The following is a 24,214-nucleotide window of genomic DNA, read 5'->3' on the forward strand; positions in this document are numbered from 1 at the left end:
GGAGGTGAGGCCATGCGGGCAAGGGCCCGCGAGGCGGGCACGGCGCATGGCGTCCACCGGCCCAACCGCGAGGCCCGGACGTCTTTGCACCCGGATCGGTCGAACCGGATGACCGTCGGCAGGTCCTCGGACTTGTCGGATACGGCAAAGCGCACCGGATCACACCGTTGCGGGACAGTTCCGGATTCACACCGGATTCCCCTGCGGCGACAGCGAGATGAGCATACATGTGGGGGCGGTTTAGTCGGACACCCCCATATGTTGTGTCTTCGAGGGTGATGCCGATGTACGGGCGCTGGGCCTTGGCCCCCGCTATCGTGGTCGCTGAAGGGAGGGTCCATGACCGTGACCACCGACCGCCCGCACCTGGACACCGACGACTTCGACGAGGCCTTCCGGATACTGGCCCGCACGACCGAGGGCGTGCGTCTGGAACTGATCGACGGGAAGCTCAGGAGCAAAGCGGTGCCGGACGGGGATCACGGGCGCATCATCGAGTGGCTGACGCGCATCTGCATGCAGGCACGCCCGGAGCTGTGGCTCTATCCCGACCAAGGCCTCAAGGTGCAGGAGTACCGCAAGGGCCGGGCGCGTCCGGACGGCTCGCTCGCCGCCAGCGGCGCCTTCGTCGGCCAAGGCGAATGGGCCGACCCGGACCAGGTGCTCATGGTCCTCGAGGTCACTTCGTACGACTCGGACACCGATGGGCGCGACCGCGTGGAGAAGCCTCGTGCCTACGCGCAGACGGGCATCCCGGTGTACCTGCTGATCGACCGGGACAGCTGCGAGGTGACGGTCTACAGCCAGCCCGACGGCGTGCGTTACGAGAACGCCCACACCGTCCCGTTCGGCAAGGACATCAGGCTGCCTGCCCCGGTGGACATCACCCTGGCGACCGAGCAGCTCAAGGACTGGGTGCACTGACCCTCCCAAGCCGAAGGGCCGCTGCGCCTCCCACCGAGAAGGCGCGGCGGCCCTTCGCCGTGCGACCGGTCAGTGACCGGCGGGCGCGCCCGCCGTGGCCGGGGGCAGCTCCACCTTGACGCCCGGGTCGCCGGCGTCCGCCGTGTAGTCGGACGGGCTGGTCTCGTCGACGCCGTCGGGGGCCTTGGCCGCCCGCAGGACGAAGGTGAGGACCACGGTGACGACGACGTTCAGCACGAACGCGGTGAGGCCGATGTAGCCGATCTCGCCGATGCCCGGGATCTCCGCCGACGAGCCGCCGAAGTGCTTCTGCGTCGGGCTCGCCACGCCGTAGGCCGCAGCCGTGCCGTAGATCATGCCGACCGCCCAGCCGCCGATGAGCGCCCAGCGGTGGAACCAGCGGGTGAACAGGCCGCCCACCAGCGCCGGGAACGTCTGCAGGATCCAGATTCCGCCCAGCAGCTGGAAGTTGATCGCCACGGTCTTGTCCATGGTGAGGACGAAGGCGAGAGCGCCCACCTTCACCAGCAGCGACACCAGCTTGGAGACCTTGGTCTCCTGGGCCGGGGTCGCGTCGGGCTTGAGGAAGTCCTTGTAGATGTTCCGGGTGAAGAGGTTCGCCGCGGCGATCGACATGATCGCCGCCGGCACCAGCGCGCCGATGCCGATCGCGGCGAAGGCGACACCCGCGAACCAGTCCGGGAACATGTTCTCGAACAGCTGCGGGATGGCCAGCTGACCGTTGGTCACCTTCACGCCGGCCGCGATGGCCATGAAGCCCAGCAGCGCCAGCAGGCCCAGCATGAGCGAGTACAGCGGAAGGATCGTGGTGTTGCGGCGGATCACCTCGCGGCTGCGTGAGGAGAGCGTCGCCGTGATCGAGTGCGGGTACATGAAGAGCGCGAGCGCCGAGCCGAGCGCCAGGGTGGCGTAGCCCCACTGGCCCATCTCGCCGGGGATCAGCGCACCGGTCGGCTTGCCCGTCGCCTCGTTGACCTGCGAGAACTTCTCACCCGCGCTGGCGAAGATCTCGGCGAAGCCACCGAGCTTGATCGGGATGTAGATGATCGCCACCGCGATGACGATGTAGATCAGGGTGTCCTTGACAAAGGCGATGAGCGCCGGGGCACGCAGTCCGGACGAGTACGTGTAGGCCGCGAGCACACCGAAGGCGATCAGCAGCGGCAGGTCCTTGATGAACCAGTGGGTGCTCTCGCCGCCGCCGACGCCCATCACGTCGAGCACGGCCTGGATGCCGACCAGTTGGAGCGCGATGTACGGCATGGTGGCGAGGATGCCGGTGAGGGCGACCGCCAGGGACAGGCCCTTGGAGCCGAATCGCCCGCGGACGAAGTCCGAGGTGGTGACGTATCCGTGCTTGTGCGACACCGACCAGAGCCGCGGCAGGAAGGTGAAGATCAGGGGGTAGACGAGGATCGTGTACGGGACGGCGAAGAAGCCGGCCGCGCCGGCCGCGTAGATGGCCGCCGGGACGGCGACGAAGGTGTACGCGGTGTAGAGGTCGCCGCCGAGCAGGAACCATGTCACCCAGGTGCCGAACGACCGGCCGCCGAGGCCCCATTCGTCGAGGCTGTGCTCGTTCTCGGCCTTGCGCCAGCGCGCGGCCAGGAAGCCCATGACCGTGACGGCCAGGAAGAAGAAGATGAAGACGGCGAGTGCGACGCCGTTCACGCCTTCGTTGTTCATCGGGACGCACCCCCCTTGCGGGAGCGCTGGTCACGCTGCCAGAGCTTGTAGGCGATCATCGTCAGGACCGTCGAGATCAGGACCCAGAGCATCTGGTACCAGTAGAAGAACGGCATACCGATGAAGGTGGGTTCGGGCTTCGCGTAGGAGCCGACCCAGAGCATCGCCACGAAGGGCGCGAAAAGGCAGAGGGCGATGATGACGCGCACCGGCGTGATGACCGGTGGTTTCGCTTCGGGCGCTTCTGGCGCCTCGGGCACTGCGGACATGCGGCTCCGTCCCCTCACTGAACACCTGTGTAGTGCGCAGGAAATCTAGGCGAGCCGTTCGCGCCGAGTCACCCCCGTTCCGCATATCGGTACGGCAACGGCCCTGCCTTTGCATGGCCAAACGGGACATGGCGCCGCAACGGGCTGCGGCGCCACGTCGGTTGAGCTTTCCGGGGTCAGTTGTCGAGGTGAGTTGCCGGGTCTAGGGCGCGTTTCGAAAGTCCCGCCTGGCCCACGACGCCTGGCACGCACACTCGCTGCGTTGTCGGAGTCATCCAAGTACGGTCCAGTACGAGGATGATCCTCCGTCTTGCGATTGCACGCACCAGACGCCGCGAGCCCCGCCCTGCGGGCGGACGGCGCCACTTTCGAAACACGCCCTAGTCGTTCGGGCGCTTCAGCCTCGCGACGAACTTGTAGCGGTCCCCCCGGTAGACCGAGCGGACCCACTCCACGGGCTCGCCCTGGGCGTCCAGCGAGTGGCGGGAGAGCATCAGCATCGGCAGGCCCACGTCCGTGCCGAGCAGGCCGGCCTCGCGCGGGGTGGCCAGCGAGGTCTCGATCGTCTCCTCGGCCTCGGCGAGATGGACGTCGTACACCTCCGCCAGGGCCGTGTAGAGCGAGGTGTACTTCACCAGACTGCGGCGCAGCGCCGGGAAGCGCTTGGCCGACAGGTGTGTGGTCTCGATGGCCATCGGTTCGCCGCTGGCCAGCCGCAGCCGCTCGATGCGCAGCACCCGGCCGCCGGCCGCGATGTCCAGCAGCCCGGCGAGGGTGTCGTCCGCTGTGACATATCCGATGTCCAGCAGCTGGGACGTGGGCTCCAGGCCCTGCGCGCGCATGTCCTCGGTGTACGAGGTGAGCTGGAGCGCCTGCGACACCTTGGGCTTGGCGACGAATGTGCCCTTGCCCTGGATGCGTTCGAGCCGGCCCTCGACGACCAGCTCCTGGAGCGCCTGACGGACCGTGGTGCGCGACGTGTCGAACTCGGCGGCGAGTGTCCGCTCCGGCGGCACGGGCGTGCCCGGCGGCAGTGTTTCGGTCATGTCCAGCAAGTGGCTCTTGAGCCGGTAGTACTTGGGCACGCGCGCGGTGCGGGGCTGCGCCCCGCCCTCGGCCTCGGTGCCGCCCCCGTCCGTCGTCATGGTCCGCCTTCCCGACTGCTGCGCTCCTGCCGTCACCGGCTCCTCCGTCTGCTGCGGCTCACATGGTGGCACGGACCGGTCACGGGTCGTCGCCCTCCCTCAGGTGTCGGTCCGATAACGGACACGACAGCCCTTCTTATACACCCTTGACACCCCTAAAGGTCTAGGCCAAGCTCCCGGTACTGGTCTAAACCATTTGAGGCCAGGTCCCAGCCCCAGGGCAGAATCTGGCGCGCGTCCGTCAAGTGCTGCGCGACTCCCGGGTGGTGGGGGGGTAACTCTTGCATCCCTTGAGGAGGGTGGCGTGAAGCGCAAGCTCATTTCAGCAGTGGGTGTGGCGGCCATGACGGTCTCGGTCGCGGCGTGTGGTTCGGACGGCGGCAGCGGTGAATCGGCCAAGAACCCCAAGGACCGCAAGGAGAACTTGACCGTCTGGCTCATGAGCGACGCTCAGAGCACCTGGCCGGAGCTGGTCAAGGACGTCAACGCCGAGTTCAACAAGAAGTACCCGGGCGTCAAGGTCAACGTCCAGTACCAGCAGTGGGGCGACAAGACCAAGAAGCTCGACGCCGCCCTCGCCGGCGACAAGTTCCCGGACGTGGTGGAACTCGGCAACACCGAGACCATGACGTACATCCTCAACGGAGCCCTCGGCGAGATCGACCCGGCGAAGTACGAGAACTCGGACACCTGGATCCAGGGCCTGAAGGACACCTGCACCTTCGAGGGCAAGCAGTACTGCGTGCCCTACTACGCCGGTGCGCGCGTGGCCATCTACAACAAGGACATGTTCAAGGCGGGCACCGGCTCCGACGTCCTGCCCACCACCGAGGCCGAGCTGACCGCCGCCCTTGACAAGGTCCAGGAGAAGTACGGCAAGGACAAGGCGTTCTCGCCGCTCTACCTGCCCGGTCGCTACTGGTACGCCGCCATGTCCTACGTCGCCGCGTACGGCGGCGAGATCGCCACCTACGACGAGGGCAAGAAGGAGTGGAAGTCCGCTCTCTCGACCCCCGAGGCGCAGCAGGGCATCAAGCACTTCGTCGACCTGGTCGACAAGTACAACCACGGTGACAAGACGAAGGACGAGCAGGACCACGCCAACGTCATGGCCAACGAGAAGGCCGGCCTGCTCTACGGCAACGGCTGGGAGTCCGGCAGCGTCGTCGACTCCAAGGCCAACGGCAACCCGAAGCTCGAGGGCAAGATCGGCGTGGCCGGGATGCCCGGCCCGAACGGCAAGCCGCTCCCGTCCTTCATCGGCGGCTCCGACCTCGCGACCGTCTCCAAGTCGAAGGTCCAGGACCTCGGTGAGGAGTGGATCTCGATGTTCACCAGCAGCAAGTCCCAGGAGGTCCTCGCCTCCAAGAACATCCTTCCGAACAACACCAGGCAGCTCGAGCCGCTGAAGGCGAAGCCGGAGACCGCGCCGATCGCGGGCGCCGTGCCGGACGCCTGGTTCACTCCGATCGCCCCCGGCTGGACGTCGATCGAGAAGTCGGAAGTCCTGGAACTCATGCTGCTCGACATCATCAAGGGCAAGTCGGTCGAGGAAGCGACCAAGAAGGCCGATGCGGAGATCGACAAGCTGATCAACGAGAAGTCCTGACCTCTTGATCACCCGCGGGGGTGGCGGGCCCGGCTTCACACGGGCTGCCGCCCCCGCACTTCGGTACCGGTTTCCGAACGGAAGGCCCAGCACAGGTGAGTGCCGCCGACATCAAGTCAGCCGACCCGGCGGTGCCCGTTCCGCGGCACCCCGGCGAACCAGGCCCCCAGCCATCCAGCGAGCGGACGCACACGGCCGCCAGGACCCGTGGGGCGCTCCTGCCCTATCTGCTGATCGCGCCCACTGTCGTCGCGATCGCGGCGGTGTTCGTCTGGCCGCTGATCAAGACGACGGTCATGTCCTTCCAGGACGTCGGCCGCAAGGAACTGTGGACGGGTGAGCCGGCCCCCTGGGTGGGCCTCGAGCAGTTCACCGGCATCCTCGGCGACCCCGCGTTCTGGGACTCCGTCGTTCTGACCGTCCTCTTCATGGCCGCATGCGTCGTGACGACCCTGGCCCTCGGCCTGGCCGTCGCCCTCATGATGCAGCGGATGTCGACGTGGGCCCGGCTGCTGGTCACCGCAGGCCTGATCGCTGCGTGGTCGATCCCCCTGATGGTGGCGGCCTCGATCTTCCGCTGGTTCTCCGACTCCGACTACGGCGTCGCCAACATGGTTCTGACCAAGTATCTGGGCCTGGACTTCCAGGGGCACAACTGGTTCCTGGATCACAAGCAGGGCTTCCTGGTCATCGGCGCGGTCGTGGTCTGGGGCGCCGTCCCCTTCGTCGCCATCACCCTCTACGCGGCCCTCACCCAGGTCCCCGGGGAACTGGAGGAGGCCGCCGCCATCGACGGCGTCGGAGCGTTCGGCAACTTCCGCTACGTCGTCTTCCCTGTCATCAAGCCGGTCTTCCAGATGGTGGCGACCCTCTCGGTGATCTGGGACTTCAACGTCCTCGGCCAGGTCTGGCTGATGCGCGGCGGCAAACCGGAGCCCGAGTACGAGGTCCTCGGCCTCTACGCCTTCAACAAGGCCTTCGAGTCCAACTCCTTCAGCCAGGGCGCCGCCATCTCCCTCATCACGGTGCTGCTGCTCTCCGGTGTCGCCGTGTACTACCTGCGCCAGCTGCTCAAGATCGGAGAGGTCGAGTGAGCGCCGTCACCTCCACCCCGAAGGCCATCCGGTCCGACGGCAAGAAGAAGGGCCGGATCGTCTACAACGTCTTCGGGATGCTGACGTTCGTGGTCATGGTCTTCCCCGTCTACTGGCTGGTCATCAGCGCACTGCGTCCCAACCACGAGATCCGCAGCTACGACCAGACCCTGTGGCCCTCGTCGATCACCCTTGACAACTTCGGCCGAGCGGTCGACTACGCCAACTTCGGCACGGCGATCAAGTCCAGTCTGATCATCTGCGTGACGGCCGTCGTCGGCGCCATGGTGATGGCGACCGTCGCCGCGTACGCGATCGGCCGCTTCAGGTTCATGGGCCGCAAGGCCTTCATGGTCGTACTGATCCTGGTGCAGTTGCTGCCGCCGACCGCGATGCTGATCCCGATCTACCTTCAGCTCAACGACCTGGGCGCCCTCAACGAGTACTGGGGCGTGACGATCATCTACCTGGTCTCCACGCTGCCCTTCGCGACCTGGATGATCCGCGGTTTCGTGATCAACATCCCGAAGGAGCTGGAGGAGTCCGCCATGGTGGACGGCTGCAGCCAGATGGGCGCCTTCTGGCGGGTCGTCTTCCCGCTGCTCGCCCCGGGCCTTGCGGCGGCCTCCATCTACTCGCTCATCAACGCCTGGAACGAGTACCTGCTGGCCTATGTGGTGCTGCAGGACAACGACAAGTACACGCTGAACGTCTGGCTGATGAGCTTCACCACCGAGCGGGGCGTGGACTACGGCGCACTGATGGCCGCCTCCACGCTGATCGCCGTCCCGGTGGTCGCCTTCTTCATGTTCATCCAGAAGAAGATGGCCGCGGGCCTCACTTCGGGCGCAGTGAAGGGATAACGCCTCCTCATGACGACTCTGGTACGTGGTTCGTCCGGCACGCTCACCCGTGACGCCCTCACCGTCCTCCAGCCGGGCTTCGTCGGCACCACCGCTCCCGACTGGCTGCTGCGGCAGATCGGCGAAGGGCTCTCCGCCGTCGGTCTGTTCGGCCGCAACATCACCTCGCCCGGTCAGCTCACCGCGCTCACAAGCCGATTGCGGGCGGAGCGGGACGACGTCCTCGTCGCGATCGACGAGGAGGGCGGCGACGTCACCCGGCTCGAGGTGCGGGGTGGCTCGTCGTTCCCCGGCAACTACGCGCTGGGACGCGTGGACGATGTGGACCTCACCCGCGCCGTGGCACGCGAGCTGGGGCGCCGGCTCGCCGCGTGCGGAGTGGACCTCAACTGGGCGCCCTCTGCCGACGTGAACTCGAACCCGGACAATCCGGTCATCGGTGTGCGGTCGTTCGGAGCCGACACCGCCGTCGCCGCGCGGCACACCGTCGCCTACATCGAGGGGCTGCAGTCCGCCGGCGTGGCCGCCTGCACCAAGCACTTCCCCGGGCACGGCGACACCAGTGTGGACTCGCACCATGCGCTGCCCCGCATCGATGTGGATCCGGACACATTGCACGCCCGCGAACTGGTGCCTTTCCGTGAGGCGATCGCGGCAGGTTCCAAAGCGGTGATGAGCGCGCATATTCTTCTTCCCGCGCTCGATCCCGACCGCCCCGCGACGCTGAGCCCGCAGATCCTCACCGGTCTGCTGCGCGAAGAGCTGGGCTACCAGGGGCTGATCGTCACGGACGGCATGGAGATGCAGGCCATCTCGTCCACGTACGGCATCGAGCGCGGATCGATCCTCGCGATCGCCGCCGGAGCCGACGCGATCTGCGTCGGCGGCGGCCTGGCCGACGAGGAGACCGTACTTCGGCTGCGCGACGCGCTGGTGAGTGCGGTGCGCAGTGGTGACCTGCCCGAAGAGCGGCTGGCCGACGCGGCGGCGCGGGTGCGCGCCCTCGCGGACTGGACGCGACGGGCCAGGGGGGCTGCAGCGAAGCCGGGCGAGGCGTCACAGGAGGGGACCGCGCCCGGCTCCGACGAGGAGATCGGTCTGGTCGCCGCGCGCCGCGCCGTGCACGTCACCCCCGGGCGGCTGCCGTACCGGCCGGTCACCGAAGCCCCCTATGTCGCCGCGTTCGCCCCGGTCGCCAACATCGCGGTCGGCGACGAGACGCCGTGGGGCGTGGCCGCCGAACTGGCCGCCCTGCTGCCCGGCACCGGGACGGACACCTATGCCGGCGGAGCGGCTGCGCCCGCTTTGGTGGCAAATGTGCTGGAGGCGGCGGCGAACCGTAGGATCGTCGCCGTAGTACGCGACGTCCACCGTCACCCGTGGATGGCGAACGCCCTGGAAGCCCTCCTTGCGGCCCGGCCCGACACGGTCGTCGTGGAGATGGGCCTGAACCGGGCGGCCCCCAGGGGGGCCCTGCACATCGCGACCCATGGCGCGGCACGCGTCTGCGGGCGCGCCGCCGCGGAGGTCATCACCGGCCGGGGAGCCGGGACCTGACCGACGCGGACCGTTCCGTGCCCGGCGAGTGCCGGGAACCCCTGGAGCCCGGCGCTCTGGAGCATCAGCTGGAGGCATTCGGCATGTCCGCCATGACGTCGGACGACTACGACGAGCACGAGGAGTCCACGGGCCGGATCATGCCCGGCGAGATGGCACAGCAGCCCGCGGTCCTGCGGCGGATCCTCGATGAGGGCGCGCCGCGGATCCGCGAGGTGGCGGCGGCGATCGCCGCGAAGAAGCCGCGGTTCGTCCTGCCGACCGCGCGCGGCACCTCCGGCCACGCCGCGCTTTACGCGAAGTACCTGCTTGAGATCCGGCTCGGACTGCCGTGCGGACTGACCTCCAGGGCGGAGACGGGCTACAGCCGGTGTTCGACCGGCTGCGCGGCCGCGGTACGGACCTGTTCGTGATGGGTCCGGCAGCCCAGGCCGAGGCGGCGTCGGCGGGTTTCGTGCTGCCGGCCGAGCGCGCGCCGGAGGAGCTCCAGCCGATTCTCGAGATTCCTCCGCTGCAGCTGCCGGCCTGCGAGGTGACCATCGCCCGCGGGCAGGACCCGGACGTGCCCAGAGCGCTGGCCGAGGTGACGGAGACGCGCTGACGAGGGGGCCGTACGGCGGGGGCCGTGGTCGCGGGGGGGGGGGGGGGGGGGGGGGGGGGGCCCCCCCCCCCCGCTCCCCGCCCGCTGTCGCAAGCGTGTGTGCAGGGGGATGTGCATGAGAGGCGCCTGCGTAAGTATGGTGGCGGAACTAAACTCCGCCGAAGCATGGACAGCCCCAAATGGTCTAGTCCACAATAAGATGGTAGAAGCCTCCGCCCTCCCCGCACAGGAGGGTGGAACGAGGTCCCCGACGCTCTCTGCCCTGACTGCGCCGAGACCTCCACGCGGCCGAGCGGGACCGCACACCCGCCGGCCGGTCAACTCCGGGCTGCGGTGCCGGACGGGTTGAGGGTCCCGTCACGGCGCCGCGGCCCGCGGGTACCCTCGCAGACGTGCCCTCCATGAACGATCTCGTACGCCGGCAAACCGCTCTGAGTGAGACTGACCTCGAGTGGCTCCATCTGCTGGTCTCGGAGTGGCAGCTCCTCTCCGACCTCTCCTTCGCCGACCTCGTCCTCTGGGTCCCCACCCGCGACGGGACGCGCTACGTCTCCGTGGCCCAGATGCGGCCCAACACCGGCCCCACGTCCTACCAGGACGACATGGTCGGCCACCTCGTCCCCCGCGGCCGGCGCCCCCTCCTGGACGCCGCGCTCGACGAGGGGCGCATCGTGCGCGAGGGCGACCCCGAGTGGCGCGAGGAGGTGCCGGTACGGGTCGAGTCCATCCCGGTACGCCGCGAGGGCCGAGTCCTCGGCGTCATCGCGCGCAACACCAACCTGCTCACCGTCCGCACCCCCTCGCGGCTCGAGCTCACCTACCTCCAGTCCGCCTCCGACCTGGCCCAGATGATCGCCGCCGGAACGTTCCCGTTCCCCGGCGAGCAGGTCGAGATGGACTCCTCGCCGCGTGCGGGGGACGGGCTCATCCGGCTCGACGCGGACGGCATCGTCCAGTACGCCAGTCCCAACGGCCTCTCCGCCTACCACCGACTCGGTCTCGCCTCCGACCTCGTGGGACAGCACCTGGGCCAGGTCACCGCCGAGCTCGCCCCCTCCCGCGGTCCGGTCGACGAGGCGCTGGTCAAGATCGCCAGCGGCTACGCCCCCCGTGAGACCGAGGTCGAGGGCAATGGCGGTGTCATCCAGCTGCGCGCGATCCCGCTCAAGCCCAAGGGTGTACGGATCGGCTCCCTGGTGCTGCTGCGGGACGTGACCGAACTGCGCCGCCGCGAGCGGGAGTTGATCACCAAGGACGCAACCATCCGGGAGATCCACCACCGGGTGAAGAACAACCTCCAGACGGTGGCGGCCCTGTTGCGTCTCCAGGCACGCCGGATGGACTCCGTGCGGGGCCGCGAGGCTCTCAACGAGGCGGTGCGGCGGGTCGGTTCGATCGCGATCGTGCATGAGACGCTGTCTCAGAACCTGGACGAGCGTGTGGAGTTCGACGACATCGCGGACCGCGTGATCGCGATGGTGGCGGAGATCTCGCCCGGCAAGGTCGACTGCCGGCGCACGGGCCGCTTCGGCATCCTCGATGCCGAGATCGCCACACCGCTGTCGATGGTGCTGACCGAAGTGCTCCAGAACGCCCTGGAACACGCCTTCGCTCAGGGGGAGCAGGGCTCGGTCGAGGTGTCCGCGGTCCGCGGCGAGCCGCGCGCCGACGGCGCCAGACTGCTGATCACCGTTCAGGACGACGGCCGTGGCCTGCCGGAGGGCTTCGACTCGCAGCGCGCCGGGAATTTGGGGCTGCAGATCGTAAGGACCCTGGTCGAGGGGGAGTTGGGCGGGACCTTCGACATGGTGCCGGTTCCCGAGCCGGGGCGCGGCACCCGGGTCGTCCTCGACATCCCCGTACCGGCGGACAAGCGCTGAGGTCCGCCCGGCCCCGTCATGCGGCGCAGGGCGGGCCAAGGCATGTGGCCGTGCACAGCGAAGAGCCCCGGGCATGCCTGGCCGCGCACAGCGAAGAGCCCCGGACCGTATCCATGGTCCGGGGCTCGAAGCTCACGTGCTCGCATGTGCGAATGCGCATCGGGGGTACTGCGCGCTGCGGCTCGAAGGCGGTGAATGCGCACTCTCTGTACGCGCCGCCGGCGGAGGCCGGTAGCAGGGGGCGTCAGGCGCTGGCGTTACGCGCCCGGTTGCGGGCGGCGCGGCGCTTCATCGCACGGCGCTCGTCCTCGCTGAGGCCACCCCAGACGCCGGAGTCCTGGCCGGACTCGAGCGCCCACTGCAGGCACTGCTCCATGACGGGGCAGCGACGGCAGACGGCCTTGGCTTCCTCGATCTGCAGCAGCGCAGGACCGGTGTTGCCGATGGGGAAGAACAGCTCGGGGTCTTCCTCGCGGCAAACGGCGTTGTGACGCCAGTCCATGGCTGCTACCTCTCCTTGGTATTACATGCAGGGTTGCTTGTGAATGTGAACGCTTTCACGAATCCCCCGACAAGGGAAGGGCCGATCGCCAGTTGCCCGGCGCTGGGTCCTGGATTCGTAGAGGGGTTCCGGCGGTCTGTGGGGCCGATGTTGCGGGCCGTCCCGATCGCCATGTAGAGATTCGCAAACCTCGGCGGCGGATACAACCCCTTCCGGAAAGTTTTTTTTGATTCCTCGGTGTCGACTAGGTCACAGCCGTACTTCTATGGGGTGGAGCCTGGCCCATACGTTCGAGATAAAGGACTTTCGGTCCTTCTGGTCACACAATCACACGCAGTGCACGGCGTACGCCTGTGAACGTCACGCTTGTACGCAGCCCCAGGTGGTCACCGTCCATCTGGAAGGGCAGCGGGACCTTTGAATGCAAGGTGAAGTCCGTCTGGTCGTGAAGTGTGACCGCTTGCTTTCCGTGCGGTCCGCGCTCGGGACTCGAGGTGAGCAGCTGGGTCCCGTAACGGGCCACGGCCGGCGTCGAAAGCTTCTTCAGCCCGAGCACATCAAGAGCGGTGTCGAAGGATGCCTTCGGGGACGCGTAAACCGGGCGATTGCCCAGGTAGGTCCAGGGAGAGGTGTTACAGACTATGGAGAGCACCAGATCCGGGACGGGCTCCGCGCCCGGGCGCTCCAGGGTGATCGTTCCGTGCCGGCGGTGCGGATCGTCCAGGAACTGGCGCATCACCTGGCGGACGTAAAGGGCGTGCGTCGACCGCCTGCCGCGTTCGCGATGCTGTTCGACCCGGCCGACGACGCCGGCGTCGAAGCCGAGACCGGCGCAGAAGGTGAACCAGCGCTGCGGGACTCCCTCGTCCTCGGTACCGGGGGTGCCGGCCGCGAGACCGAGGCCGACCGTCTGCTCGGTCCGGTCGCGCAGCGCGTCCAGGATGGCGCCGGTCGCCTCGACCGCGTCGTTCGGCAGACCGAGGGCGCGGGCGAAGACGTTCGTGGAACCGCCGGGGACGACGGCGAGGCGGGGGAGACGGTCGGGGGCGGGCCCGTGGTGCAGCAGCCCGTTGACGACCTCGTTGACCGTGCCGTCGCCACCGAGAGCGACGACGAGATCTATGTCGTCCGCCTCTGCGGCCCGGCGGCCCAGGTCGCGGGCGTGGCCCCGGTACTCCGTGGTGACCGCCTCGAGCTTCATCTCGCTGGCGAGGGCGTGGATCAGTACGTCGCGCGTGCGGGCACTGGTGGTGGTTGCTGCCGGATTGACCACGAGAAGTGCGCGCATGCGATGCAGCGTACCTACTGGGGGGTACCGGGCCCAGCCCCGGCCTTCCCCGCCCTCTCCCGTCGACGGCAGGTCTCCCGGTGCTCCCTCGAAGCCCGTGACGGGCAGGCCCCGGGCTTCCGGGGCGGCGTGCGCCGACGGCTACCCTGCAAGGGTGAGCAGCGAAGACCAGACCTCTCCCCGCCCCGTGCAGCCCGCTCGTCCTTCCCGCCTGACCGCGGCGGCCGCGGTGTGCGCCGCCGAGGGGCTGGCGCTGGTCTCGGGTGGTGTCTACATGCTCGTGATGGGCCTGCTCGGCCGGCCCGAGAGCCCGTCCCAGGCGGAGATGGGCGGCCTGACGCTCATGGTGCTCGGCGTGATCCCGCTCGCGGCGGCGCGGGGGCTGCTGCGGCAGCGCAGCTGGAGCCGGGGCCCGGCGATCATCACCCAGCTGATCGCCCTGATCCCGGCGTGGACCCTGCTGCGCGCCTCCGGTGCCCTCATCCCGCTGGGCGCGGTCGTGGCGGCGGTGGCGGTGACGGGGCTCGTGTTCCTCGCGAACCCGGCGACGGCGGCGGCGCTGGGCATCCGCGGCAGCGCCCGCGACGAGGCGTAGCGCCATGCGCGGCAGCGTCCGCGGCGGGGCCTGACCGGTGGCCGGATGCGGCACCGGGCGGATGCGGCCGGCATCCGCGGCAGCGCCCGCGGCGAGGCGTCGCTGGTCCGGTCGTCACACCGGACGGGACGTAGCCGGCATCCGCGGCAGCGCCCGCGGCGAGGTGTAGCCGGCCGCCGCGCCACCCGAACCGGGTGGCGCGGCGGCAGCGCGGACGTCGCACGGGCCGGGCAGGGCCCCGCTGACGCGGGCCGGTCCGGGCCGGCGCTACTCCTCGACCAGCAGCCGTTCGCGCAGTTGCGCCAGCGTGCGGGCCAGGAGGCGGGAGACGTGCATCTGGGAGATGCCGACCTCCTGAGCGATCTGCGACTGGGTCATGTTCCCGAAGAAGCGGAGCAGGAGGATGCGCTTCTCCCGCGGGGGAAGGTCCTCCAGCAGCGGCTTCAGGGACTCGCGGTACTCCACGCCCTCCAGCGCCTCGTCCTCCGCGCCGAGTGTGTCCGCGACCGCCGGAGACTCGTCGTCCGTGTCGGGTACGTCCAGGGACAGCGTCGAGTACGCGTTCGCGGACTCCAGGCCCTCCAGGACCTCCTCCTCCGAGATGCCGAGGCGCTCCGCCAGTTCGTGCACCGTCGGTGAGCGGCCGTGCTGCTGGGAGAGCTCGGCGGTCGCGGTGGTCAGCGCGAGTCGCAGCTCCTGCAGCCGGCGCGGCACCCGCACGGCCCATCCCTTGTCGCGAAAGTGGCGCTTGATCTCGCCGACCACCGTCGGTGTCGCGTACGTGGAGAACTCGACACCGCGATCCGGATCGAACCGGTCCACCGACTTGATCAGGCCGATCGTCGCGACCTGCGTCAGGTCGTCCAGCGGCTCCCCGCGGTTGCGGAACCGCCTCGCCAGGTGCTCGACCAGCGGCAGGTGCATCCGTACGAGCTGGTTGCGCAGCTCGGCCCGCGCGGGCGATCCGTCGGGCAGCTTGCGCAGCTCGATGAACATCGCCCGTGCGCCGCTGCGGTCATGAGGATCGTGACGCTGATCCTTTTGCTGCTCGCTCATACGGTCCGCCCGCTCTGCCGAGGCCGTACGGCCATCAGGTTCGTCCACCACCGGGTGCGGCCGTGCCTGCTGCTCAGGGATGCCGGCAGACGCGCTCAGCACCCTGGGGCCTCGCTCCTCGTCCTCCCGCATCGGACCGACCCCGTTTCCGTCGCTCACGCCGGCCCGGGTCCCGCGCCGCGCTGTTTGTACAGGCTGATGGCGACCGTACGGTCGTCGGCGACCGACGAGTCGACCTTGCCGGCCAGTGCGGAGAGCACCGTCCAGGCGAAAGTGTCGCGCTCAGGCGCCCGGCCGTCGGTCGTGGGAGCGGAGACCGTCACCTCGAGCGAGTCGTCGACGAGCCGGAACACACAGCTCAGGACGGAACCGGGAACGGCCTGCTGCAGCAGGATCGCGCACGCCTCGTCCACCGCGATCCGCAGATCCTCGATCTCGTCGAGGGTGAAGTCCAATCGCGCTGCGAGGCCGGCGGTGGCCGTACGCAGCACGGACAGGTAGGCACCCGCAGCGGGCAGCCGGACTTCCACGAAGTCCTGGGTCCCGGGCTCGCCTGCGATCTGGGACACCCTCACCTCCAAGGTGGCACAAGCTCTTTCCGGGCCGGGGGCAAAGGCCCCGCGGCCATGCGTTACGTGGTCGATCACGCAGCCAGGTCTGGCCTGGCGACGCTATCGCGATCCATGGTGCCGTGTCGCCAGGACCCCCAGGCCGATAGGTGTCACTCAATGTAAGCCCATGAGTACGCACAGTGGCTAGAGTTCTGCGCCAGTCAATTGAGCGGACCCGGGGGATGGTTGACGTACCCACGCGTCAGACGATCGAACCGTCCACAAAACACCACCGCCACACCTGCCCCGGCTCGAAACTGCGCATCACGGCATGCGCGCTCTCCTTGAAGTGTGCGCTCGCGTGCTGCATCGGCGAGGAGTCACAACAGCCCACGTGCCCGCAGACCAGACACAGCCGGAGCTGGACGGGATGGCTGCCGGGGGCCAGGCATTCCTGGCAGGTGTCGGCCAGCGGCACCGGCTCGGGGCGCGGCAGTTCTGCTACGTGCGGACACTCGCTCATGATTGCCAGGTTACGACGGCTGTGACGGACGTGAGGTCGGTGTGATGGAAGCATTGCCGCTGGTGGGGCTGATCGCGGTGAGCGCCGCCGTGGCCGGAGCGGCCCGCAGGACGCCGATCCCGGCGCCGCTGCTGCTGGTGGCGGCCGGGCTGTTCGCCTCGTACGTGCCGGGTGTTCCGGACTACCACCTCGACCCGCACATCGTGCTGCCGCTGTTGCTGCCTCCGCTGCTGCATCTCGCGGCGCTGGACAGTTCGTACCTGGACCTGCGGGCCAACCTCCGTCCCGTAGCCCTGCTGTCGGTGGGCTATGTCCTGTTCGCGACGGTCGCCGTCGGATACCTCGCCTATCTGCTGGTGCCCGATCTGCCGCTGCCGACGGCTCTGGTGCTGGGCGCGGTGATCGCGCCGCCGGACGCGGTCGCCGCCACGGCCATCGCTCGCCGGCTCGGTCTGCCCGCCCGCATCACGACGATCCTCCAAGGTGAATCCTTGGTGAACGATGCCACCGCGATCACCGCCTACAAGGTGGCGCTGGCCGCTGCGATCGGCGCCGGCGTCGGCTGGGGCGCCGGCTTCCAGGAGTTCGCCCTGGCGTCCGTCGGCGGCGTCGTCGTCGGTCTTGTGCTGATGATCCCGATCCACTGGCTGCGCAAGCACCTGAAGGAAGCGCTCCTGCAGAACACCCTGTCGCTGCTCATCCCGTTCATCGCCTACGCCGCCGCCGAGCAGGTCCATGCGTCCGGCGTCCTCGCCGTGGTCGTCGTCGCCCTGTATCTGGGACACCACTCCTACCAGGTCGACTTCGCCACCCGGCTCCAGGAGGAAGCCGTGTGGAAGATGGTGGCCTTCGTCCTCGAGTCGTCGGTCTTCGCGCTGATCGGCCTGCAACTGGCGATCGTGGTGGAGGACCTCGGCGACTACGGTGTGGGCGAGTCCCTTCTGTACGCGGCGGGAGTCTTCGTCGCCGTGGTGGTCGTGCGGTTCGTCTGGGTCTATCCGGCCACCTTCGTGCCGCGGATGCTTTCCCGGCGTATCAGGGAACGCGAACCGGACACCAACTGGAAAGCGCCGCTGATCGTCGGATGGGCCGGGATGCGGGGCGTGGTCTCCCTGGCCATCGCCTTCTCGATCCCGCTGACGACATCGAGCGGGGAGAGCTTCCCGGCCCGGAACCTGGTCCTGTTCCTCACCTTCACCACGGTGATCGGAACCCTCGTGGTGCAGGGGCTCACGCTGCCGCCGCTGATCCGCGTGCTGAAGATCCAGGGACGGGACGTCCACGCGCAGACACTGGCCGAGGCGCAGGCCCAGAACCAGGCGTCCACCGCGGCGGAGCGACGGCTGGAGGAACTGCTCGAGGACGAGAGCAACCAGCTGCCGGGGCCGCTCGCGGACCGGCTGCGCACCGTGATGGAACGCCGCAGGAACTCGGTCTGGGAGCGGCTCGGTACGGTCAACGCGGTGACGGGGGAGTCCGCGGACGACACCTATCGGCGGCTGGCCAGGGAGATGATCTCCACGGAGCGTGACGTCTTCTTCGAGTTGCGGAACCGCCGCGAGATCGACGACGAGATGCTGCGCACGCTGCTGCGCAGGCTGGACCTGGAGGAGGCGGCGGCATACCGGGAGGAGACCGCCTGAGCCCGTCAGCCGGCGCCTTCAGTCGTCGTCGGGTGTCGCGCTCGGGCCGCATCCGGGTGCCGCGCTGTCGTCGTCGCCGGTGACGACCGCCGCGATCGTCGTGCCGCGCGGGAACGCGCCCTCTGCGGTCATCTCGACGAGTCCGTAAAGCAACTTGGCGACATAGACACGTTCCAGGCGAAGGCCGTGCCGCGCCCCGAAATCGGTGGCGAACTGTTCGAGCGCGGGGGTCGTACGGGCGTAACCGCCGAAGTGGAACCGTTCCTCGAGCGACCAGTTGCCCGCCGGCCCGCCGAAGGCCTCGTCCTGCAGGGCGGCTACCGCCGTGCAGAGGAAGCCGCCCTTCAGGACCGGGAAGCCGACGGCGCGCTGACCGCTGCCGAGTCCGGCGGCCAGCCCTGCCAGGGTGCCGCCGGTCCCGCAGGCGACGGCCACCACGTCGGCGAGGCCGCGCAGCTCGCGGCCGAGGTCGGCGCAGCCGGCGGCGGCGGGCCCGTTGCTGCCGCCCTCGGGGACCACGTACACGTCGTGGGACGCCGCGCCGTCGAGGGTCGCGAGGATGCGGGCCCGCACCTGGGGGTCGTTCTTTGCGCGGTAGGTGGTGCGGTCGACGAACAGCAGGCGCATGCCGTCCGCCGCGCACCGGGCCAGGGACCGGTTCAGGGGACGCGCGGCGAGTTCGTCGCCCCGCACCACACCGATCGTCGGAAAACCGAGCAGCCGCCCGGCGGCGGCCGTGGCGCGCAGATGGTTGGAGTACGCGCCGCCGAAGGTCAGCACCGGCCGGCCGGCGGCGACCCGGAGGTTCGGCACCAGCTTGCGCCACTTGTTGCCGGGCAGGTCGGGGTGGATCAGGTCGTCGCGCTTGAGGAGCAACCGCACGCCGTGCCGGGAGAAGCGTTCGTCCTCGATCGGCTGCAGCGGTGAGGGCAGCCGGGGCCGCAGCGCGGCACCGGGGACGAGTGTTCTCCGGGACATGACTTCATTGTGGCCGGGTGTGCGAGCCGATCCGGCCACTGCCCCGGTCCTGAAGAACCAGTCCCACTCATTTGTGTAATGGCGTACTTACACACCGCACTGGAAGGCTTTGCTCTGCAGGTCAGAACATGATCGAGAGGGAGTCCCATGACGGTTGGTTCGGTTGGTTCCGTCGGCGAGGTTGTGCGGGACCAGGCGCCGCAGCAGAGTCTCGGCACCGCAGCCGCACGGAATCTCGCGACCACCACCAAGTCCGCCCCGCAGATGCAGGAGATCACCTCACGGTGGTTGCTGCGCATGCTGCCGTGGGTGCAGGTGCAAGGCGGCACGTACCGCGTCAACCGCCGCCTGAGCTATTCGGTCGGCGACGGCCGAGTGACGTTCGTGCAGACCGGGGACCGGGTCGCGGTCATCCCTGCCGAGCTGGGCGAACTGCCGGCGCTGCGGGACTTCGGCGACGAAGCGGCGCTCGCGGAGCTGGCGCAGCGGTGCGAGCAGCGCGTGTTCGCGGCGGGGCAGGTGCTCGCGTCCGGCGGGGAGGCGGCGGACCGGATCTTCCTGCTGGCGCACGGCAGGGTCGAGAAGGTCGGCGAAGGCCCCTACGGGGACGAGGCGGTCGTCGAAGTCCTCGCCGACGGGGCGTACTTCGGCGACCACTCACTGGTGGACCGCGACGCCACCTGGCAGTACACCGCCCGTGCAGCCACCGCCTGTACGGTCCTGGTCCTGACCAGGGACGACGTGCTCAACCTGGCGGACCGGGCGGAGTCGCTGCGCACGCATCTGGCGAGTCTGGCGGCGCTGCCCCACCAGCGCACGAACAAGTACGGCGAAGCGGCGATCGACCTGTCGGCAGGCCATGTCGGCGAGGCCGTCGTGCCTCATACGTACGTGGACTACGACGCGGCGCCGCGGGAGTACGAACTGAGCGTCGCCCAGACCGTGCTGAAGGTCCACAGCCGCGTCGCGGACCTCTACAACCAGCCGATGAACCAGACGGAGCAGCAGTTGCGGCTGACCGTCGAGGCGCTGCGCGAGCGCCAGGAGCACGAGCTCGTCAACAACCGCGAGTTCGGCCTCCTCCACAACTGCGACTACGGCCAGCGGCTGCAGCCGCACGACGGTGTGCCGAGCCCAGACGACATGGACGAGCTGCTGTCCCGCCGGCGGGGTTCGAAGCTCTTCCTGGCCCATCCGCGCGCCATCGCCGCCTTCGGACGCGAGTGCAACAGGCGCGGACTGGTCCCCGACAGTGTGGAGGTCGGCGGTCACCAGGTGCCCGCCTGGCGCGGCGTGCCGATCTTTCCGTGCAACAAGATCCCGATCTCCGAGGCCAGGACGACGTCCATCATCTGCATGCGTACCGGAGAGGACGACCAGGGCGTCATCGGGCTGCGGCAGAGCGGCATCCCGGACGAGATCGAACCGAGCCTGTCGGTGCGCTTCATGGGCATCGACGAGCAGGCGATCATCTCGTACCTGGTCACGGCCTACTACTCCGCCGCGGTGCTCGTTCCCGACGCGCTCGGGGTCCTGGAGAACGTGGAGGTGAGCCGCTGGCGGTGACGCGACCTGTGCAGAGGTGACCTACCGGGGACGAGAGAGACCGGAAACGTGACCGAGTGACTCTCGTCCGGATCAGGCCGGACCGGCGAGAGCGGCGAGAGCGGCGAGATCCGAACGAGAGTCCCCGAGGGGGTGCGGCCGCGTCGTCGTGTCCCCGACCGCGAGAGCGAACCGCCACCGGGAAAGGAACGCCCACTTGACCATGTCGGACACCGTCGAGGGCCGGGAGGCAGTCGTCCTCCTGGAGCGCACGCGCAGTGCGGTCGACCCCGAACTCCGTTCCGCCATCGCCTCCTTGCCCGGCTCCATGCGCCGGGTCGCCATGTACCACTTCGGCTGGGAGCAGGCCGACGGCACACCGGCCGCCGGGTCGGCGGGCAAGGCCGTCAGGCCGGCGCTCGTGCTCGCCGCCTGCCGTGCACTGGGCGGAGACCCGGCGCAGGCCGTACGGGCCGCCGCGGCGGTGGAGCTCGCCCACAACTTCACCCTGCTGCACGACGACGTGATCGACGAGGACCCCACCCGCAGGCACCGCCCCACCGCCTGGACGGTCTTCGGTACCGCGGACGCCATCATCGCCGGGGACGCGATGTCGGCGCTGGCGCTGCGACTGCTCGTGGAGGACCGGCATGCGGCCTCGGTCGCGGCGTCGGTGCGGCTGACGGCCTGTGTCATCGAGCTGTGTGCGGGGCAGCAGGCCGACTGCGCGTTCGAGGAACGTCCTCCGCACGAGGTCACGCTCGAGGAGTGCCTCGCCATGGCGACGGCCAAGACCGGGGCTCTGCTCGGCTGCGCCTGCGCGCTCGGCGCGCTGTACGCGGGCGCGGGAGAAGAGGAGGCGGCGGCCATGGACGCCTTCGGGCGGGAGGCCGGCTTGGCGTTCCAGCTCATCGACGACCTCATCGGGATCTGGGGCGACCCGGAGCACACGGGTAAGCCGGCGGGCGCGGACCTCGCGGCGCACAAGAAGTCCCTCCCGGTGGTCGCCGCTCTCGCCTCCCGCACTCCGGCCGCAGCCGAACTGGCCGAGCTGTACCGCGGGCCGATGAGCGCGGCGGCGGTCGGCCGGGCCGCCGACGCGGTGGAGCGGGCGGGAGGTCGGGACTGGGCCCAACTGCACGCCGCGGACCGGATGTCGCGTGCGGTCGGTGAGCTCTCGAGGGCGGTCCCGGATCTGACCAGTGCGGGCGATCTGCTGTCGCTGGCCGAGTTCGTCACCCGCCGCAACCGCTGAGCTGTCAAAGGCACTTGGTCGATACAAAGGCACTTGCCTGAGGACGTCAATTGAAGCACTATGGGTGACGTGGTTTGAGGGTCCGGCGGCGGAAAGCGCCGGACGGATCGGGCCGCCTTGGGCACCCGGCGATCAGAGGATCAGTGTGCGAAAGCTCAGCTACTTCATCGCAGCTTCCATCGACGGCTTCATCGGAGCGCCGGACGGCGAGGCCGGCTTCTTCACCGACTTCGTGACCGGCGACTTTCTGGAGTACCTCAAGGTCGAGTGCGCCGACACACTGCCGACCGCGGGGCGGCGGGCCCTCGGTGTCGACGACGCCCCGAACGCGGCGTACGACACGGTCATACAGGGCCGCGCCAGCTACGACCTGGCGCTGAAGGCCGGGATCGCCAGCCCGTATGCCCATCTGCGTGAGTACGTGGCGTCGAACAGCATCCGCGAGTCCCCCGACCCGAACGTGACCATCGTCTCCGGTGATGTGTCCGGCGCTGTCCGGGAGCTCAAGAAGGAGGAGGGCCTCGGCATCTACCTCTGCGGCGGCGCGCACCTCGCCGGACAGCTGATCGACGAGGTCGACGAACTGGTCATCAAGACGTACCCGGTCGTCCTGGGCTCCGGCATGCCCATGTTCGCGGCCCCGTTCCGTCGCGCCGGCTTCTCACTCGGATCCGTTCATACCTTCGACAACGGTGTGGTCGTCAGTAAGTACGCCCGGAAGGCCTGAGGAGATCGTTGCACTGTCCGGGTCGTCCATACCGTCATATTCTGTTGATATGGGCACTGAAGGACGCGAAGTATCCCGAACCAGTCATGACCCGCAGCGCCGGCGGGTGTGCGCCACCTGCGGGCAGCCTGTGGGTTCGGTCGTGAAGCGGCACAAGACGTTCGGGACGTACGTCCCGCTGTGGGAGCCCGCTCCCTGCCGCAACCCGGACTGCGGGCAGGGCGTTCCCGGTGAGGGTGAGCCGCGGGGGGAGTCGGAAGGTCACTCGCCCGGCGCAGTCTCCCGCGGAGCGCCCGGCGGCGGCTCGACGGATGTGTCACCGGGCGAGTCGCCCGGCCAGGCCGTCGGCTCGTGCTGAGGGGCACCTGGGGAGCGGCGCGTTCGCGCGTACCGCTACAGTCCGCGCATGTCATCGGAGTCTACGGAAGCCTGGGCCGGCTGGTACCGCGACCGGCAGGGCGCGGAATCGGTCACCATATCGGCGAGCGGCGGCCAACTGCGCACCATCATCAGGGGTATTGAGTACCAAGGCACCACCTTTGCCGCCCTTCGGGCAGGGGGCGCGCCTCATGTCCTGACGTCATGCGTTCTGGAATGGGACATGCCGCTGCCTGTCCATGCGAATGGGACGGTGCAACAGGCCACGCTCAGCTGCCTGCTGACACTGGGTGAGCCCACCGAGGGGGACCCGCCCCTGGACCGGGCGGATCTCAATCTGACGCTGCACTGCGACGGCACCGCGTACGAGGCGGGTGTGGGAGACGGCGACTTCGAGGACGCGGTCGGCCGCATCCGGCGCCAGCTTCCGCCCGGAGCCCAGCTCGGGCAGCGCGCGCCGGCGGACGCCTGAGCGACCGGTGCCTGAGCGGCGGACGTCCCCGGCAAGGCAGCCTTCGCGGCAGCAGGAGGCATGGCGGGCGCCCCGCAGTGCACTGCGGGGCGCCCTTCACGGTGGTGCCACTCCTGACAGAGACGCCGGCAGCCTGCACCGAGCCGCCCGGCAGCTCGGTGTCAGCCAGCCGTCCCTGACGACCCAGCTGCGCCGCATCGAGAACTTCCTCGGCGCGGCGCTCTTCTCCCGCGAGCGGACCGGCTGCCGTCCGACACCGCTCGGCCGTTCCGTGCTGAGCCGGGCCCGGCCGCTCGTGGCGGAGACGGGCGTGCTCGTCATGGAGGCGAGGGCGGCCGCGGCGGGCGCGGGCGGCCCGTTGCTGCGCATCGGATCGACCGCCAGACGGGCGCTCGCGGGCTGGCTGCACCGACTCCGCCATCGGCTGCCGGGCACCGACATCTCGCTCCACATGGACGTGTCCGCCAACGCCCTGCTGCGGATGGTCGCCGCAGGCCAGCTCGACGTCGCGTTCGTGCACGAGGTGGAGGGCTGTCCATTGCTGGTGCCGGAGGGGCTCGGCGTCCGCGTACTCGTCGAGCGTGAGCCGCAGTTCGTCTCCATGGCGCGCGACCACCCGGCCGCGGCCGCGGCAGTCGTCGACCTCGGCGATCTCGCCCATGACCGCTGGATGGTCGACCCGACGGTCGACGGAGAATGGGACGGGCTGCGCCGGGTGCTGGGTGCGGCCGGTATCGACCCGCCCGTGCTGCTACCACACCGCGGTGTCCCTGATCGCGGTCGGCGAGGTGGTCGCCCCCTGCCAGCCGACCTCCACCCCGCGCGAGGACATGGCCGTCCGCCCTCTGCGCGGGGCCCCCTTGGCTGTGCGGCTGCTGCTGTTCTCCAGAGCGGGAGCGTCCACCGAGCTGTACGAGACGGTGTACGCGGACCTGGCCGCCGCCTACCGGGAGGCGGCGGCCAGGTCCGCCACGTACCGGCAGTGGCTGTTGCGCCACGACAGCCCGCTCCTGGGAACGGCCACGCCGACCTCCGTCCCGGCGGCCTGAGGG

At 69.3% G+C, this 24,214-nt stretch carries 21 protein-coding genes, 2 pseudogenes and 1 riboswitch; of the genes and pseudogenes, 14 read left to right on the forward strand and 9 right to left on the reverse strand.

Going from position 1 to position 24,214, the window contains the following annotated elements; translation table 11 throughout:
* Positions 1-100: 100 nt before the first annotated feature.
* Positions 101-226, reverse strand: a riboswitch (cobalamin riboswitch).
* Positions 227-339: 113 nt separating this feature from the next.
* On the forward strand, positions 340-924 hold the full coding sequence (locus ACZ4SA_RS00915) for a Uma2 family endonuclease (RefSeq protein WP_468268073.1): 585 nt from the start codon (positions 340-342) through the stop codon (positions 922-924).
* A gap of 69 nt (positions 925-993) precedes the next feature.
* On the opposite strand, the gene mctP is transcribed toward ACZ4SA_RS00915, so the two are convergent.
* The 3 genes from mctP to ACZ4SA_RS00930 all read right to left on the reverse strand — a co-directional run bounded on the left by mctP (position 994) and on the right by ACZ4SA_RS00930 (position 4,045).
* Complete coding sequence (gene mctP, locus ACZ4SA_RS00920; protein WP_468268076.1) at positions 994-2,631, reverse strand: monocarboxylate uptake permease MctP; 1,638 nt, start codon at positions 2,629-2,631, stop codon at positions 994-996.
* On the reverse strand, positions 2,628-2,900 hold the full coding sequence (locus ACZ4SA_RS00925; RefSeq protein ID WP_468268079.1) for a DUF3311 domain-containing protein: 273 nt from the start codon (positions 2,898-2,900) through the stop codon (positions 2,628-2,630). Before ACZ4SA_RS00925 ends, mctP begins: the two co-directional genes overlap by 4 nt.
* Before the next feature lie 380 nt (positions 2,901-3,280).
* Entirely contained in the window at positions 3,281-4,045 is a 765-nt protein-coding gene (locus tag ACZ4SA_RS00930; protein ID WP_468268082.1) for a GntR family transcriptional regulator, read from the reverse strand.
* A 304-nt stretch (positions 4,046-4,349) separates the two neighbouring features.
* Here ACZ4SA_RS00930 and ACZ4SA_RS00935 point away from each other — a divergent pair, with 304 nt between their 5' ends.
* From ACZ4SA_RS00935 to ACZ4SA_RS00960, 6 genes and pseudogenes are all read left to right on the forward strand, one after another.
* Positions 4,350-5,654, forward strand: a complete 1,305-nt coding sequence (locus tag ACZ4SA_RS00935; RefSeq protein ID WP_468268085.1) for a sugar ABC transporter substrate-binding protein — start codon at positions 4,350-4,352, stop codon at positions 5,652-5,654.
* Positions 5,655-5,749: 95 nt separating this feature from the next.
* The gene (locus tag ACZ4SA_RS00940) at positions 5,750-6,748 is read left to right on the forward strand and encodes a carbohydrate ABC transporter permease (RefSeq protein ID WP_468268088.1); all 999 of its coding nucleotides are present in this window, start codon (positions 5,750-5,752) and stop codon (positions 6,746-6,748) included.
* Positions 6,745-7,611 carry a carbohydrate ABC transporter permease gene (locus tag ACZ4SA_RS00945; RefSeq protein ID WP_468268091.1) on the forward strand — a complete coding sequence of 289 codons (867 nt, stop codon included), beginning with the start codon at positions 6,745-6,747 and terminating at the stop codon, positions 7,609-7,611. The genes ACZ4SA_RS00940 and ACZ4SA_RS00945 overlap by 4 nt, the downstream gene beginning before the upstream one ends.
* A gap of 9 nt (positions 7,612-7,620) precedes the next feature.
* Complete coding sequence (locus ACZ4SA_RS00950) at positions 7,621-9,168, forward strand: glycoside hydrolase family 3 protein (protein WP_468268094.1); 1,548 nt, start codon at positions 7,621-7,623, stop codon at positions 9,166-9,168.
* Between the two features lie 83 nt (positions 9,169-9,251).
* Positions 9,252-9,769 (forward strand): annotated as a pseudogene (locus ACZ4SA_RS00955) (phosphoheptose isomerase family protein).
* 401 nt (positions 9,770-10,170) lie between these two features.
* The gene (locus tag ACZ4SA_RS00960) at positions 10,171-11,649 is read left to right on the forward strand and encodes a sensor histidine kinase (RefSeq protein ID WP_468268461.1); all 1,479 of its coding nucleotides are present in this window, start codon (positions 10,171-10,173) and stop codon (positions 11,647-11,649) included.
* A 244-nt stretch (positions 11,650-11,893) separates the two neighbouring features.
* Here ACZ4SA_RS00960 and ACZ4SA_RS00965 read toward each other — a convergent pair whose 3' ends face one another.
* Together ACZ4SA_RS00965 and ACZ4SA_RS00970 are read right to left on the reverse strand one after the other, a co-directional pair.
* The gene (locus ACZ4SA_RS00965; RefSeq protein ID WP_003953983.1) at positions 11,894-12,151 is read right to left on the reverse strand and encodes a WhiB family transcriptional regulator; all 258 of its coding nucleotides are present in this window, start codon (positions 12,149-12,151) and stop codon (positions 11,894-11,896) included.
* A 319-nt stretch (positions 12,152-12,470) separates the two neighbouring features.
* The gene (locus ACZ4SA_RS00970; protein ID WP_468268097.1) at positions 12,471-13,439 is read right to left on the reverse strand and encodes a diacylglycerol/lipid kinase family protein; all 969 of its coding nucleotides are present in this window, start codon (positions 13,437-13,439) and stop codon (positions 12,471-12,473) included.
* Positions 13,440-13,593: 154 nt separating this feature from the next.
* On the opposite strand from ACZ4SA_RS00970, the gene ACZ4SA_RS00975 reads away from it, so the two are divergent.
* Entirely contained in the window at positions 13,594-14,034 is a 441-nt protein-coding gene (locus ACZ4SA_RS00975) for a hypothetical protein (RefSeq protein WP_468268100.1), read from the forward strand.
* 267 nt (positions 14,035-14,301) lie between these two features.
* Here the strand turns inward: ACZ4SA_RS00975 and ACZ4SA_RS00980 are convergent, their stop codons facing one another.
* The 3 genes from ACZ4SA_RS00980 to ACZ4SA_RS00990 form a co-directional block, all read right to left on the reverse strand.
* Complete coding sequence (locus tag ACZ4SA_RS00980) at positions 14,302-15,222, reverse strand: RNA polymerase sigma factor SigF (protein ID WP_468268464.1); 921 nt, start codon at positions 15,220-15,222, stop codon at positions 14,302-14,304.
* 23 nt (positions 15,223-15,245) lie between these two features.
* Positions 15,246-15,659 carry an ATP-binding protein gene (locus ACZ4SA_RS00985; RefSeq protein ID WP_100111349.1) on the reverse strand — a complete coding sequence of 138 codons (414 nt, stop codon included), beginning with the start codon at positions 15,657-15,659 and terminating at the stop codon, positions 15,246-15,248.
* Between the two features lie 244 nt (positions 15,660-15,903).
* Positions 15,904-16,164 carry a UBP-type zinc finger domain-containing protein gene (locus tag ACZ4SA_RS00990; RefSeq protein ID WP_468268103.1) on the reverse strand — a complete coding sequence of 87 codons (261 nt, stop codon included), beginning with the start codon at positions 16,162-16,164 and terminating at the stop codon, positions 15,904-15,906.
* Positions 16,165-16,208: 44 nt separating this feature from the next.
* On the opposite strand from ACZ4SA_RS00990, the gene ACZ4SA_RS00995 reads away from it, so the two are divergent.
* Entirely contained in the window at positions 16,209-17,807 is a 1,599-nt protein-coding gene (locus ACZ4SA_RS00995) for a Na+/H+ antiporter (RefSeq protein WP_468268106.1), read from the forward strand.
* Positions 17,808-17,825: 18 nt separating this feature from the next.
* On the opposite strand, the gene ACZ4SA_RS01000 is transcribed toward ACZ4SA_RS00995, so the two are convergent.
* Positions 17,826-18,785, reverse strand: a complete 960-nt coding sequence (locus ACZ4SA_RS01000; protein ID WP_468268108.1) for a 1-aminocyclopropane-1-carboxylate deaminase/D-cysteine desulfhydrase — start codon at positions 18,783-18,785, stop codon at positions 17,826-17,828.
* A 147-nt stretch (positions 18,786-18,932) separates the two neighbouring features.
* On the opposite strand from ACZ4SA_RS01000, the gene ACZ4SA_RS01005 reads away from it, so the two are divergent.
* The 5 genes and pseudogenes from ACZ4SA_RS01005 (at position 18,933) to ACZ4SA_RS01025 (ending at position 24,211) form a co-directional block, all read left to right on the forward strand.
* Entirely contained in the window at positions 18,933-20,351 is a 1,419-nt protein-coding gene (locus tag ACZ4SA_RS01005) for a family 2B encapsulin nanocompartment shell protein (RefSeq protein ID WP_468268111.1), read from the forward strand.
* A 202-nt stretch (positions 20,352-20,553) separates the two neighbouring features.
* Positions 20,554-21,585 carry a family 2 encapsulin nanocompartment cargo protein polyprenyl transferase gene (locus tag ACZ4SA_RS01010; RefSeq protein ID WP_468268467.1) on the forward strand — a complete coding sequence of 344 codons (1,032 nt, stop codon included), beginning with the start codon at positions 20,554-20,556 and terminating at the stop codon, positions 21,583-21,585.
* 145 nt (positions 21,586-21,730) lie between these two features.
* Entirely contained in the window at positions 21,731-22,312 is a 582-nt protein-coding gene (locus tag ACZ4SA_RS01015) for a dihydrofolate reductase family protein (protein ID WP_468268114.1), read from the forward strand.
* A 406-nt stretch (positions 22,313-22,718) separates the two neighbouring features.
* Complete coding sequence (locus tag ACZ4SA_RS01020) at positions 22,719-23,162, forward strand: DUF6304 family protein (RefSeq protein ID WP_468268117.1); 444 nt, start codon at positions 22,719-22,721, stop codon at positions 23,160-23,162.
* An 82-nt stretch (positions 23,163-23,244) separates the two neighbouring features.
* Positions 23,245-24,211 (forward strand): annotated as a pseudogene (locus ACZ4SA_RS01025) (LysR family transcriptional regulator).
* Positions 24,212-24,214: the final 3 nt, after the last annotated feature.

The organism is Streptomyces sp. NPDC027962, assembly GCF_055566095.1.